This is a genomic window from Rhodococcus sp. Q, from assembly GCF_005503035.1.
Classification (GTDB): Bacteria; Actinomycetota; Actinomycetes; order Mycobacteriales; family Mycobacteriaceae; genus Rhodococcus_G.
Genome location: NZ_SCOY01000006.1, coordinates 38,181 through 50,038 on the forward strand (window position 1 = coordinate 38,181; position 11,858 = coordinate 50,038).

Consider the following 11,858-nt stretch of genomic DNA (forward strand, 5'->3'; position numbering starts at 1 on the left):
TGAATTCCTATCCGGTGAGAGGGGTCAGGCGGTGGCGAACGTGGCGTCGACCTCGGCGGCGGTGATTCCGAAGTCTTCGAGCGAGTACGTGTGTGACGGGCGGCGGTGGTCGGCGAGGCTGGCCTCGTGGGCATCTGCGATCGCGCGACGCGCCTCGTCGGAGAACGGCAGGGAGAACCGGTCGTAGACCATCTCGGCCGACCCGATCGGGTCGGCCACGAAGTCCCGGTAGTCGATGTCGATGAACTGCTCGGGGTTGTGGCGGGCCCGGGCCTCCTGGAAGTTCGCGTTCCCGCGCGCCCACAGATCCAGCTGGGTCCGTCCGATGGTCTTGCGGTCGAAGGCCCGCGACATGTCGTGCCCGCCCTGCTCGGCGAGGCTGAAGGTCGACGCCATCGAGGTGTGCGGGTCACGGAAGGTGCGAACGAACAGCGCATCCGGGAAGACCTTCACGATGTCGTCGATCGCGAAGACGTGGCTCGGGCTCTTCAGAACCCAGCGGCGATCACGATCGTTCATACCGATCAACTGCAGGTTCTTCTTGTACCGGGCATAGGTGTCGGTCCAGTCCTGCTTCGCCAGCCATGCCGTGTACGACGGCACGTACGCCACGGTGTCGAACGCGGTCGAGAGCATCGTCTGCTGGAGCAGTCGCCAACACTCCTCGACCTCCTCGGCACCCATGAAGTGCACCTTCATCAGGTCTGCCTCGTTCGCCTGACGCGCCCGGTAGAAGGCGTCGGCGCGGAGGAAATCGGGGTTCGCTGACCACGTCTCACGGGCGGGACGGGGCTGCGGCGCCTCGGCCAGCCACATCTCGACACCCTGGTGGGCAGGGTCGGCGCTGAGCAGGCGATGCAGCGCGGTGGTGCCCGTGCGGGTCAGTCCGCACATGAAGATCGGCCGCTCGATCTCGACGTCGACATGCTCGGGGTGCCGCGCGAACGCCGCCTCGCTGATCAGCCGGCCCCGGAGCGCGGACAGGATCATCTTGCGGGCGACCACCTTTCCGTGCGGGGTGAGGTCGGCTTCCCGCTCGAACGAGTCGAGCAGCACCGTCAGTCCCTCCAGGTACTCGTCGCTGCCGAAGTCGCCGAGGCCGGCCTCCGTGCGCGCCTGCGCGTGAAGCTCCTCGATGGAACCGATTCCGTCGTAATCCTGAGACATTCCTACATCCTTGTGAAAGTGGATCAGTGGTGGGCGTGGCCGCAGTTGACGTCCAGGCACTGCCCGGTGATCGCGCGGGCGAGGTCGGAGGCCAGGAAGATCACCGCGTTCGCGATGTCGTCGGGTTCCGGCAACCGGCGCAGGTCGGTGCCTGCCGCGATCTCGGCGTAGACCTCGGCGGGGTCGACGCCGCGCTGCTCTGCCTGCTTCTGGACCATGGCCTTGACCCGGTGCGCCCAGATGTAGCCGGGAGCAACGGAGTTCACTCGGACACCCATCGGGCCCAGCTCCACCGAGAGACTGCGGGCGAGGGCGAGCAGTCCGGCCTTCATCACCCGGTATGCCCCGAAGTTCGGCAACTGGTTGCGCAGCACCATCGAGTTGATCACCACGACCGACCCCTCGGACTTCTCCAGGGCGGGAGCGAGTTTGCGGGTCAGGTTGAGCGAGGCCAGCAGGTTGATGTCCAGGCCCTGCCGGACCGATTCGAACTCGGCGTCGAGGAGCCTCTCGTGTGGCGGCTGCACGAATGCGTTGTGCACCACCGTGTCGACCGCTCCGAACTCGGCCAGCGCCGCATCGGCGAGATTCGTCACCGACGCGTCGTCGGTGAGGTCCGTCGGCACGGACACCGCGGTACCGCCGAGTCCCCGGATCTCGTTGGCGACCTCCGTCAGCCGGGACTCGGTCCGCGCGGCCAGGACGACCCGGGCACCGGCGAGGGCGCTGCGCACGGCGACCGAGCGTCCCAACCCCTCACCGACACCGGAGACGATCACGACCTTGCCGTCGAGCAGCGCCGGCATCACCGGCGCTGCTCGCAGGCCCGCGCTCACACCTGAGCCTTGGGGTCCAGGACGACGCTCAGCGAGACGATCTTCCCGTCGTCACCGAATTCGAACAGGTCGGTGGACAGGAAGTCGGGCATGCCCTCGCGCTGGACGCGGAGCTGCATCGCCGCGAACCGGCCGGTGACGGTGATCGGCGAGTACCGGCTCACCGTGAACGCCACCTTCGCGTTTCCGGTGCCGAAGGCCCGGATCTCGTCGATGCCACGGAAGGTCTGCACGCCCAGCGGCTCGTGCTGGACCGCGTCCGCCGCGAACAACGACATCAGTTGATCGACGTCGTGATCACCGAGATGCTTGACGTACGAATCGATCACCGAACAGATTTCGTCTCGGGTGGGCACAGGGAACGCTCCTAAGGTGTGGTTGGTGGAACGGGCCGGGTCAGCCGATGACGCCGCGGATGCGGAGCTTCTCGACAATCTGAACGGCGGCCTCCGCGGGAGTCGTCACGGTCGTGTCGACTCGCAGCTCGGGGTTCTCCGGCGACTCGTACGGGGAGTCGATGCCGGTGAAGTTCGTCAGGTCGCCACGCCGCGCCTTCTTGTAGAGCCCCTTCGGATCCCGCGACTCGGCGACGTCGATCGGGGTGTCGACGAACACCTCACAGAAGCGGTCCTCGCCGATCAGCTCGCGGGCCGCCTCACGCTCGGCCCGGAACGGGGAGATGAACGACGCCAGCACGATCAGTCCGGCGTCGGCCATCAGCCGGGCGACCTCGGTGACCCGGCGGATGTTCTCCACCCGGTCGGCCTCGGTGAAGCCGAGGTCCCGGTTCAGACCGTGGCGGACGTTGTCGCCGTCGAGCAGATAGGTGTGGCAGCCGCTCGCGTGCAGTTGCCGCTCGAGCTCGTTCGCGATGGTCGACTTGCCGGACCCGGACAGACCCGTGAACCACAGCACCTGCGGCCGGTGACCGTTCAGGACCGACCGGGACTCGGCGTTCACGTCGACGGCCTGCCAGTGGATGTTGTCCGACCGGCGCAGCGAGTGCGCGATCATGCCCGCACCGACCGTGGTGTTGGTCAGCCGGTCGATCAGGATGAACCCGCCGGTGTCGCGGTTGTCGGTGTAGGCGTCGAACGGGACCGGCCGGTCGAAGCTGATGTTGCACACGCCGATCTCGTTGAGGGCGAGGGTGTTCGTCGCCGTCTGCTCGAGCGTGTTGACGTTGATCTTGTACTTGGGCTTGGTGATCCGCGCCTGCACCGTCATCGTCCCGATCTGGCAGACGTACGGGCGTTCGGGGAGCATGTCGTGCTCGCCCATCCACACCAGCTGCGCCTCGAACTGATCGGCAACCCCCGGTAGGGCGTCCACAGCGGCGAGGACGTCACCGCGGCTGACGTCGATCTCGTCGGCGAGAGTGATCGTGACCGACCGGCCGGCGGTGGCCTCCTCGAGGTCGCCGTCCATCGTGACGATCCGCTCGACCGAGGACTCAGTTCCGCTGGGCAGCACCCGGACCCGGTCGCCCGGACGCACCACGCCGCCGACGACCTGTCCGGAGAAGCCCCGGAAGTCGAGATCGGGCCGGTTCACCCACTGCACGGGCATCCGGAAGGGCCCGGTGCGCAGGTCGTCGTCGATGTCGACGGTCTCGAGGTGTTCGATCAGCGACGGACCCTGGTACCAGGGCGTGTTCGGGCTGCGCTCGGTGAGGTTGTCACCCATGTACGCGGACATCGGGATCGGGACGACGCGGTCGAGTCCGATCTCGGCCGCGAATGCCGCGTACTCGCCGTCGATCCGCTCGAAGACCTCCTGCGAGTAGTCGACGAGGTCGAGCTTGTTCACCGCGAGCACGACGTTCCGGATGCCGAGCAGTGACACCAGGTAGGAGTGCCGGCGGGTCTGGGTGAGGACGCCCTTGCGGGCGTCGATCAGGATCACCGCCAGATCCGCGGTCGACGCACCGGTGACCATGTTGCGGGTGTACTGCTCGTGGCCCGGGGTGTCGGCGACGACGAACTTGCGCCGCTCGGTGGTGAAGTAGCGGTAGGCGACGTCGATCGTGATGCCCTGCTCCCGCTCGGCCGCGAGACCGTCCACGAGCAGCGCGAAGTCGAGGCCCTCGCCCTGGGTGCCGACCTTCTTGGAGTCGCTCTCGAGCGCGCTCAGCTGGTCCTCGAAGACCAGCTTCGACTCGTACAGTAACCGGCCGATCAGCGTGGACTTGCCGTCGTCGACGCTGCCGCAGGTGATGAACCGCAGCATGGACTTGGTCGCGTGCCGCTCGAGGTACTGCTCGATGTCGTCGGCGATGAGGTTGGACGAGTGAACCATCAGAAGTACCCTTCCTGCTTCTTCTTCTCCATCGAGGCGCTGCTGTCGTGGTCGATCACGCGGCCCTGACGCTCCGACGTGGTGGTGAGCAACATTTCCTGGATGACGTCGGTCAGGGTCGCGGCCGTGGACTCGACCGCGCCGGTGAGCGGGTAACAGCCGAGGGTGCGGAACCGGACGCTCTTGAGTTCCGGAACCTCCCCGGGGCGCAACGGCATCCGGTCGTCGTCGACCATGATCAGGGTGCCGTCTCGCTCGACCACCGGCCGCTGCGCGGCGAAGTACAGCGGCACGATCGGGATGTTCTCCTGCCGGATGTACTCCCATACGTCGAGTTCGGTCCAGTTCGACAGCGGGAAGACGCGCAGCGTCTCGCCGGGCGACCGCCGGACGTTGTACATGCGCCACAGTTCGGGTCGCTGCCGCTTGGGGTCCCAGCGGTGCTCGGCCGAGCGGACCGAGAAGACCCGCTCCTTGGCACGGGACTTCTCCTCGTCCCGGCGGGCGCCACCGAACGCCGTGTCGAACTTGTGGAGGTCGAGGGCCTGCTTGAGCCCCTCGGTCTTCCACATGTCGGTGTGCGTCGACGAGCCGTGCGTGAACGGGTTGATCCCCTTCTCCACGCACTCCGGGTTCTGGTACACCAGTAGATCGAAATCCCCTGCGGCGGCGGACTCGTCGCGCAGCCTGTACATCTCCCGGAACTTCCACGTCGTGTCGACGTGCAGCAGCGGGAACGGCAGCCGCGAGGGGAAGAACGCCTTGCGGGCGAGGTGCAGCATCACCGCACTGTCCTTGCCGACCGAGTACAGCATCACGGGATTCTCACTCCCCGCGACGGCCTCCCTCATGATGTGAATGCTCTCGGCCTCGAGTCTCTCGAGGTGGGTCAGCGCACGTGTCATCGCGCAAGTACCTCCAGTGCTGTGCCGGCCAACTCCGGGCGGCAGATCAACAGGTCGGGCAACCAGGGGTTCTCCTGGTTGTAGACGGGTTCGGAACCGTCGATTCGCGAAACATGCAGTCCCGCAGCACGGGCCACGGCAACCGGAGCAGCCGAGTCCCACTCGTACTGACCTCCGGTGTGGGCGTAGACGTCCACCTCGCCGCGAACCACCGCCATCGCCTTCGCGCCGGCGGAACCCATCTCCACCAGTTCGGCGCCCAGCGCGGTCGCCATGGCCATGACGGGCTCGGGCCTGCGGGTCCGGCTGACGACGACCCGGGGTGCGGCCGGCGCGGGTTCGGCGGGCGTCGGTACATCCAGCGTCGAGTGGGTGACACCCAGCGCGGGCAGGGCCACCGCGCCGACGGTCAACCGTCCGCGCTCGACGAGCGCGACGTGCACGGCCCAGTCGATGCGGCCGAACTCGCCGAACTCCCTGGTCCCGTCGAGTGGGTCGACGATCCACACCCGGTCGGCGGTCAGGCGCGACGGATCGTCGGCTCCTTCCTCCGACAGCACCGCGTCTGCCGGAAAACGTCGCGCCAACTCGACGACGAGGAACTCGTGGGAGATGCGGTCACCGATGCGGCGCACCTCGCCCGGGTCGAGACGCGAGAGTTGCGCGTCCGCCCGGAAATCCAGGAGCAGTTCCCCTGCCGCGGTGGCCATGTCGGCTGCAGCACGGGCATCTTCGGAACTGTGAACGGCCGGTGGGTGCGGCGCGGAGGCCGCGGCGTCTGTGGTCACGATTGTGACCGTAGCAACAGAATGAACAATGTTCAATCCTAGATTGAACATTGTTCATTCACTGAGGTGAGGCGAGCCCACGCCGAGCCGCACAGATACGGTGGCGTGGTGAGCGAATCGAACGGCAAGTCGATCTACGGCGATGCGGACGCGCGGCGCCGCCGCACCCTGGACGCGGCAGCCGCCCTCCTGGACGAAGGCGGGTACGGCGCACTCACGATTCGATCGGTCGCTCAGCGATCCGGAACCAGCACCGGCCTGATCTACCAGTACTTCGCAGACAAACAGGAGATCTTCATCGCGCTGCTCAACGAGAGCCAGATCGAATCCGCCGCCTTCGTGTCCACCCTGCCCCGAGACAGCGGCGTCGCCGCATTGATCGCGGCGGCCATCCCGAACTCGGTGCGACAGTGGGCGCGCGTGGGGCGTATGACCGCAACCTGGCGCGACATCGAGGGCGCCGCGCGGTCCGAACGCGAGTCCGTTCGCGAACTGCGGGTGACTGCGGAGCAGTACAACGAGGAACTACACCGGGCAATTCTCGAGGCCGCTGAGGCGGAGGGGCGAACGCTCTTCAACGATCCCGCGCTCATCCGCTTCGTCCTGTCCGGACTCATGGGCGTGTCCGACACGATCGTCAACAATTGGGCGGCACCACTCGATCCGTCCGAGCTCATCGCCTTCTCCGCTGCCGCCATCACTCGCGGCATCACCGCTCCGCCCGCAGCCGACTGAGTCCCCTGCGAGCGGCCGACGCATGTCGGAACCGACAGCACGACGCCGCGCACGCGACTCGGGCACACTGACAACATGAGCGATGTCGCCGCGCACGACCCTCGCGAGCACCCGACACCGGAGCACACGCGCCCCGACGGGACCACGGACGCCGAGGTCGCGGCCGTCGGCAAACTGTCGGAGGCGTTGGAGACCGTCGAGCGGGCCCGCGGTCACCTCTACGGGTTCCACCAGCTGATCGGCCACGCGGACCGGCAACTCGGCGAAGCGGTCGACGCGCTGCGCGACGCCGGCCATCGGGACCTGGCCGCGGCGGTCGAAGCGGATCTACTGGGCCGCAACGTGCTGCCGGGTCGGTGGACGTTCCAGGTCGTCGAGGAGTTCGACGACGGCTACTGGGAGCCGTTCCGGACGTGGGACCGGACGGTCCGCGACGCGGCACTCGGCGGCAGGCGTCACGTGTACGAGTCCGAGATGAAGGAGGCGCGCCGCACACACGGCCGCGCCGGCCACGAGTCCCGCCCGACGGAGGAGAGCTGACGTGGAAATCCTGAGCAGTCGAATCATCTTGCGCCCCAAGGACTACCAGGCGTCCCTCACCTTCTGGCGGGATGCCCTCGGGCTGGCCGTTGCACGCGAGTATCCGGGCGGCACCGTCTTCTTCGCCGGCCAGAACCTGATCGAGATCGCCGCACACGGCGGCTCGGACGTCGAGTCGACCTTCGAGGGCGCGATCTGGTTGCAGGTCCGGGACCTCGACGACGCCGCCGCCGAACTCGCGTCGGAGGGCGTTCGCATCGACCGCGAACCGCGAGTCGAGCCGTGGGGTCTGCGCGAAATGTGGATCGCCGACCCCGACGGCGTGCAGATCGTCCTGGTGCAGGTGCCCGCAGACCATCCGCTGCGCCGCGACACCCGCTGACCCGCCCGGTCACCCCGCCGCTGCACGCCACTCCCCCGGTTCGACCGGATGTGGCGTTCGGTCACTCCGAATGACCGAACGCCACGTTCGGTCAGCTCTCCGGGTGGTTGGTGGTCGACCCTGCGGGGGTGGTGGGTTCGACGGGAGTCGGCGGCTCGACGGGAGTCGGCTCGACGGGGGCGGCCGGTGCCGCGCGGGCGGCGAGGGCGGGCCTGGCGAGCACTTCGACGGCGAGCAGCGCGGCGAGCGCGATCAGGATGGTCACGATGACGACCGTGCCGGAGGGGTACTTCCAGAACACCAGTGTCGCCACGGCGATCACGACGATCGCGATGCGCAACGGGAGCCGGAACGTCGCGGCGTACGTCTCGACGGGGCGGGGTGCGCGGTCGGTCGACGGAGACCGAAGCCGGTCCATCGCCTTCGTGTAGGTACGTCGGATCGCAGTCGCGGAGGCCGACGCTCCGGACAGGTAACCGATGAGGCCGATGAGCACGGCGAGCACGAACACGGCGCGCAGTGTCGTCCGGAGGGGCTGGACGAGCGTGTCGAACAGGATCGCGGCCGCATCCGGACTCAGGACGTCGGGCGGGAGTTCGGAGAGGTAGACGGAGCGCCCGATGCTGATGCCGACGGCGAGGATTCCCATGGCGATGGCGAGGGTCGCTCCGACCAGCGACACCGCACGGCGTCGACCTCCGGGGGGTGCGGCCCAGACAGCCAGCGCGGCGGCGAGCAGGGTCAGCCACGGCAGGACCGCGGACGCCTTGTCGAGCCAGTTGACGAGGCGCTGAGCCTTGACCAGATCGGCGGACTGGAAGACGACGAAGGACGCGTCGACGTCGGGGATCCGGTCGACGAAGCTGAAGCCGCGGTTGACGAGGTCCGCTTTGACGGTGTCGATGATGGCGGCGAGGTTGACGCTGACCTGTCCGCGGTCGTCGATGCTGACGCTTCCGGAGTTCTCGCCGGTCGCGACGGACACCAACTCCTCGTGTGCCTGCCGGTTGGCCTCGATCCACATCGTCTCGAACTGGCTGGATTCGACGAGTTTCGTGGCGGCGTTCCTGACGAACGTCTCCGCCTGCCCGGCGATGACCGGCGCGAGCCCGACGACCGCGCTCGGCACCCGCGGCGCGACCTCCGTCAACCCGGTGAGGGCGTCGGCCGTCATCTGCTCGACGTCGACGCGACTCATGATCTGGTCGGTGATCTCGTTGGCGAGCGCGGACTGCAGCGCCGGTTCGGATGCGAGTGGCGCGACGGTCTGCACGTAGCGGTCGGTGTCGAGGACCTGGCTGCGTGCGAATCGGGCCGCGACGGCACCGATCCCGAGGACCGCGACGAGGACGAGCAGCAGTGCCGCCGCCGTCCATCGCAGTCCCGGGTGGCCGGATGCCGCGGCGGCTCTCGCCTCGGGTAGTGGTGCGGCGGCGCTCGACCGGAGGTCGGCGACCTCCTTACGCAGGTGTTCCAGTTCGGCGCGCTCGTCCAACGAGAGCGGCGCGGTCGAATCTCGATTGTTCCCGGTGTCGGCCATGGCGAACCCCTATGCGTCCGGTCGTGGGGCTGCGCACCCGCCGCCCTGGTCAAGCCCAGCACATCTCGCGGTCCGGCGACTCATCCGCGGCGGGTGAGTCGGGCCCGCCATCGATCGGCGAACGACCGCGGTCGAGTCCGATCGGGATCCTCGGGCGGAAGGGTGAGCAGGGCCGCGCCGAGGAAGCACAGCGCTCCGAGGAACGTGCCGAGATTCGCGACCGTGGCGTTGCGAAGCTCCCCCGTGCTCGGGACGACGAACGCGGCGACGGCGGACACCCCGAACGCGATCGAGCCGAGCATGCCGAGCCAGCTGCTGACCCAGTTCCGGGCGCGCGGATCCCAGAGCTTGTCGGTTTCGGTGGTCGCGACGACGGCGAGCGCGCTGGACACCAGGAAGGCCGTGGACCCGACCATGTCGGGCCGCCACACCCAGCGGCGTTCCTCCTCGGCGGTCAGCGACACCACGAGCGCCGCGCCGGTACTGACGTTGAAGGCGAGGGTGCCCGCGAACTGGATTGCCGCGGAGTACCAGTCGTATCTGTCGACACGGTGGGCTCCGCTCGATGGTGGGATCCGGCCACTGAGCCACAGTTGGATCGCGGCGGCGGTCGTGAAGAACAGGGAGCCGACGAAGTAGGTGACGTTGTCGGCCCGGATACCGACGGCCTGCGCGTATCCCGGGACGGCGCCGACCGCGAACAGCACGGAGCCGATGGCGAACCCGATCGATTCGCGCCGCAATCCGAGCACGGGCTTCGGGACCATCGGCGACCTCCACTCGCGCGGACACGATCCGGGTTCGACTCTGCCCCGGCGAACCGGGTCGCCGACTCACCCGCTGCGGATGAGGTTGGTTCGTCCCGATTGACGGCCTGGGCCTGGAGGCGAACCATCGACCGGTGCGGCAGCACGTGCCGCAGCACGACCATCGATACGCGAGGCGCCGATGAGATCGACCGCGACACCGTATGCCCCGACGACCTCCACGTCGGCCGGATCGAGCTCGTGACCTCCACCGGAACGAGCCGCGCCGCGGGGGCCACCGCGTCCGGACTGGTTCTCACCGTTCTCGGGGCCGGCCAGTTCCTGATGACGCTGGACAGTTCGGTGATGAACGTGTCGATGGCGCAGGTCGCCTCCGACCTGGGCACCACGATCACCGGCATCCAGACGGCGATCACGCTGTACACGCTGGTGATGGCGACGTTGATGATCACCGGCGGCAAGATCGGCACCATCCTGGGCAGGCGTCGCGCCTTCGGGATCGGTCTGGTGATCTACGGGATCGGCAGCACGACGACGGCGTTCGCGCCGAATCTCACCGTGCTGTTGCTGGGGTGGTCGCTGCTGGAGGGCATCGGCGCGGCACTGATCATGCCTGCCATCGTCGCGCTGGTCGCGGCGAACTTCGCAACCGAGCGACGACCGGCCGCATACGGATTGATTGCGGCGGCGGGCGCGATGGCGGTGGCGGCGGGCCCGCTGATCGGCGGCGCGGTGACGACGTTCGCGTCGTGGCGGTACGTGTTCGCGGGTGAGGCATTGATCGTGGTGGCAATCCTGCTGGTGCTGCGACGCATCGCGGACGTGCCGCCGCAGCGGGTGCACCTCGACATTCCGGGCGCGTTGCTGTCGGCGGCGGGACTCGGCCTGGCGGTGTTCGGTGTGCTGCGGTCCAGCGAGTGGGGGTGGGTTCTCCCGCGCGCCGCCGGCCCCGACCTGTTCGGGCTGTCTCCCGTGTTCTGGTTGATCCTCGCCGGACTGCTGGTGTTGTACGCGTTCGTGCGCTGGCAGTCGCACCTGACCGAAACCGGAGGCCAGCCGCTGCTGGATCTGGCCCTGCTGCGCAACCGGCAACTCACCGGCGGCCTGACGATGTTCCTCGCGCAGTTCATGATTCAGGCAGGCGTGTTCTTCGTTGTCCCACTGTTCCTGTCGGTGGTACTCGAACTGAGCGCCCTCGGCACGGGCATCCGGCTGCTTCCGCTGTCGCTGGCCCTGCTCGTGACCGCGATCGGCGTCCCGAAGGTGTGGCCACATGCGAGCCCGCGCCGCGTGGTGCGCGCCGGCCTGGTTTCGATGCTGGTCGGCATTCTGATCCTCGCCGCGGGCATGGACCTCGGCGCGAACGCGGGCGTGGTGGCGATCCCGATGCTGCTGATGGGCCTCGGTCTCGGTGCGCTGTCGTCACAGCTGGGGGCGGTGACGGTGTCCGCGGTCCCGGACGAGAAGAGCCCCGAGGTCGGCGGTCTGCAGAACACTGCCACGAACCTCGGAGCGTCTCTCGGCACGGCACTGATCGGGTCGGTGTTGATCGCCACGCTGAGCGGTTCCGTGGCGGCAGGAATCGCGAGCAGTCCGGAGGTGCCCGCCGCAGTCCAGGAGCAGGCGAGCACCGAACTGAGTTCTGGTGTGCCGTTCATCTCCGACACCCAACTGGAATCGTCGCTCGCCGACTACGGGGTGCCTCCCGAGACCGCGGAGGCGATCCTGGACGTCAACGCGCAGGCGCGGATCGACGCGCTACAGGCGGCCTTCTCACTCGCGGCCCTGCTGACCGCGGGTGCGCTCTTCGCGACGGGCCGAATACGACGATGAGTTCCGCACGGCTCCCTTTCGGCCAGGCCATGGCCGGGCGCCGACGAGTGCCGACGCCCAGCCTGAC

Annotated in this window: 12 protein-coding genes; 4 read left to right on the top strand and 8 right to left on the bottom strand. The window is 68.2% G+C overall.

All coding sequences use genetic code 11. The features are described from left to right. Nucleotides 1-24 precede the first annotated feature (24 nt). Genes FFS72_RS08610 through FFS72_RS08635 form a run of 6 tightly spaced genes read right to left on the bottom strand, consistent with a single transcriptional unit; the run spans nt 25 to nt 5,916 of the window. Complete coding sequence (locus FFS72_RS08610; RefSeq protein ID WP_137873552.1) at nt 25-1,167, bottom strand: sulfotransferase family protein; 1,143 nt, start codon at nt 1,165-1,167, stop codon at nt 25-27. Between the two features lie 23 nt (nt 1,168-1,190). After that, the gene (locus tag FFS72_RS08615; protein WP_171018612.1) at nt 1,191-1,973 is read right to left on the bottom strand and encodes an SDR family oxidoreductase; all 783 of its coding nucleotides are present in this window, start codon (nt 1,971-1,973) and stop codon (nt 1,191-1,193) included. Nucleotides 1,974-1,999: 26 nt separating this feature from the next. Further along, complete coding sequence (locus tag FFS72_RS08620) at nt 2,000-2,359, bottom strand: nuclear transport factor 2 family protein (protein ID WP_137873554.1); 360 nt, start codon at nt 2,357-2,359, stop codon at nt 2,000-2,002. Between the two features lie 40 nt (nt 2,360-2,399). Beyond that, a complete protein-coding gene (gene cysN / locus FFS72_RS08625) occupies nt 2,400-4,301 on the bottom strand; it encodes a sulfate adenylyltransferase subunit CysN (RefSeq protein WP_137873555.1) in 1,902 nt (633 codons plus the stop codon). Further along, on the bottom strand, nt 4,301-5,206 hold the full coding sequence (cysD, locus tag FFS72_RS08630) for a sulfate adenylyltransferase subunit CysD (RefSeq protein ID WP_137873556.1): 906 nt from the start codon (nt 5,204-5,206) through the stop codon (nt 4,301-4,303). Before cysD ends, cysN begins: the two co-directional genes overlap by 1 nt. Next, nucleotides 5,203-5,916, bottom strand: a complete 714-nt coding sequence (locus FFS72_RS08635) for a 3'(2'),5'-bisphosphate nucleotidase CysQ (protein WP_249353215.1) — start codon at nt 5,914-5,916, stop codon at nt 5,203-5,205. Before FFS72_RS08635 ends, cysD begins: the two co-directional genes overlap by 4 nt. A 186-nt stretch (nt 5,917-6,102) precedes the next feature. Between FFS72_RS08635 and FFS72_RS08640 the strand changes: the two genes are divergently transcribed. From FFS72_RS08640 to FFS72_RS08650, 3 genes are all read left to right on the top strand, one after another. After that, nucleotides 6,103-6,729 carry a TetR/AcrR family transcriptional regulator gene (locus tag FFS72_RS08640; RefSeq protein WP_137873558.1) on the top strand — a complete coding sequence of 209 codons (627 nt, stop codon included), beginning with the start codon at nt 6,103-6,105 and terminating at the stop codon, nt 6,727-6,729. A 75-nt stretch (nt 6,730-6,804) separates the two neighbouring features. Further along, nucleotides 6,805-7,269: a hypothetical protein gene (locus FFS72_RS08645; RefSeq protein WP_137873559.1), complete on the top strand. Its 465-nt coding sequence runs from the start codon at nt 6,805-6,807 to the stop codon at nt 7,267-7,269. A 1-nt stretch (nt 7,270) separates the two neighbouring features. Continuing rightward, the gene (locus FFS72_RS08650; protein ID WP_137873560.1) at nt 7,271-7,651 is read left to right on the top strand and encodes a VOC family protein; all 381 of its coding nucleotides are present in this window, start codon (nt 7,271-7,273) and stop codon (nt 7,649-7,651) included. Nucleotides 7,652-7,742: 91 nt separating this feature from the next. On the opposite strand, the gene FFS72_RS08655 is transcribed toward FFS72_RS08650, so the two are convergent. Together FFS72_RS08655 and FFS72_RS08660 are read right to left on the bottom strand one after the other, a co-directional pair. Then, complete coding sequence (locus FFS72_RS08655; RefSeq protein WP_249353197.1) at nt 7,743-9,191, bottom strand: hypothetical protein; 1,449 nt, start codon at nt 9,189-9,191, stop codon at nt 7,743-7,745. 80 nt (nt 9,192-9,271) lie between these two features. After that, nucleotides 9,272-9,958: a hypothetical protein gene (locus tag FFS72_RS08660; protein WP_137873561.1), complete on the bottom strand. Its 687-nt coding sequence runs from the start codon at nt 9,956-9,958 to the stop codon at nt 9,272-9,274. A gap of 240 nt (nt 9,959-10,198) precedes the next feature. Here FFS72_RS08660 and FFS72_RS08665 point away from each other — a divergent pair, with 240 nt between their 5' ends. Then, nucleotides 10,199-11,791 (top strand): MFS transporter, encoded by a 1,593-nt coding sequence (locus tag FFS72_RS08665; RefSeq protein ID WP_249353198.1) that lies wholly within the window; start codon nt 10,199-10,201, stop codon nt 11,789-11,791. Nucleotides 11,792-11,858 lie beyond the last annotated feature (67 nt).